1 protein-coding gene is annotated in these 1506 nt (G+C 54.6%); it reads left to right on the top strand.

Going from position 1 to position 1506, the window contains the following annotated elements:
• The first annotated feature begins 87 nt into the window (after nucleotides 1–87).
• Nucleotides 88–1436 (top strand): IS3 family transposase gene (locus SHIM_RS15605; protein ID WP_152926573.1). Its coding sequence is split into 2 segments (ribosomal slippage): nucleotides 88–421 and nucleotides 421–1436, totalling 1350 coding nucleotides; the frame shifts between segments, so codons are not numbered across the junction.
• Nucleotides 1437–1506 lie beyond the last annotated feature (70 nt).

The following is a 1506-nucleotide window of genomic DNA, read 5'->3' as shown; positions in this document are numbered from 1 at the left end:
TGTAACCCGTCATGGCTTTTGAGACAGATGGTGTTGTTTTGCTAAGCGAGTGTCTTTCGCTCATCGTAATCCTTGAAGGGATACGAGATGAGAACGAAGACAGGGCCGAATGGATCGGCTGACAAACATGTCAAAGAGATCAAGCGTAAGACGCGGCGGAGGTTTTCTGCGGAGGAGAAGATCCGGATTGTTCTGGATGGCCTGCGTGGAGAGAGTTCAATTTCTGAGCTTTGCCGCCGTGAAGGGATAGCAGAGAGCCTGTATTACAATTGGTCGAAGGACTTCATGGAGGCGGGTAAGAAGCGGCTGGCTGGTGATACGGCCCGTCAAGCGACGTCCAGCGAAGTCACCAGCCTGAAGCGCGAAGCCCGGGATCTGAAGGAAGTTGTGGCTGAGCAGACACTGGAACTGCGTCTTCTCAAAAAAAGCATGCTCGCGGATGGGGACGACCCGGAATGAGATACCCGGCATCAGAAAAGCTGGAGATCATCAGCCTGGTCGAGGGATCCCATCTGCCCGTCAAGCGAACCCTGGAGAAGTTGGGCGTGTCGCGCCCAACATACTACCGATGGTACAACCAGTATCTCCAGCGCGGCGAGGCTGGCCTTAAAGATCGCAAATCGCATCCGGGCCGGGTTTGGAACCGCATTCCTGACGATGTCCGACAGGCCATGCTGGAAATGGCATTGGCCCGGCCAGAGTTGAGCCCGAGAGAGCTGGCAGTCACGTTCACCGACGAACGCAGTTACTTTGTCTCAGAATCCAGCGTGTACAGGCTTTTGCGGTCCCATGATCTGATTACCAGCCCGGCCTTCATCGTCATGAAAGCCGCTGATGAGTTCCGGGACAAGACGACAGCACCAAATCAGCTTTGGCAGACCGACTTCACCTATCTCAAAGTGATCGGTTGGGGCTGGTTTTATCTGTCAACGGTCCTGGATGATTACAGCCGTTACATCATCACCTGGAAGCTCTGCACCGGCATGGCCGCGTCTGATGTGCAGGACACGCTGAACCAGGCGCTCGAAGAAACAGGGCTTGATCAGGCAAACGTTGATCATCGACCCCGCCTGCTGTCAGATAATGGCCCCTGTTACATATCCGGTGATCTGGCGGAATATCTGGAAGACAAAGGCATGCCGCACACACGCGGCGCACCATATCACCCGCAAACCCAAGGTAAGATCGAGCGCTGGCATCAGACCCTCAAGAACCGCATCTTGCTGGAGAATTACTTCCTACCCGGCGATCTCGAAGCACATGTCGCCGCCTTCGTCGGCCACTACAACCATCAGCGCTACCATGAGAGCTTGAAGAACCTGACCCCGGCCGACGTCTACACAGGTCGCGGCCACACAATACTGCTCGAACGCGAAAGAACAAAAAGGAGAACCATGAAACTACGGCGCTTGCAGCACGCCAAATCCGCTGCTTAACTGAAGCCAGATGAGCGATGACCTCTCAAAGTCAAACTGCCATCTGTCTCAAATTATCTGATGACGGACA

The organism is Shimia sp. SK013, assembly GCF_001292625.1.
Taxonomy (GTDB): domain Bacteria; phylum Pseudomonadota; class Alphaproteobacteria; order Rhodobacterales; family Rhodobacteraceae; genus Shimia.
The sequence above is the reverse complement of the archived record's forward strand: the minus strand, read 5'-3'. Positions and strand labels throughout refer to the sequence as shown.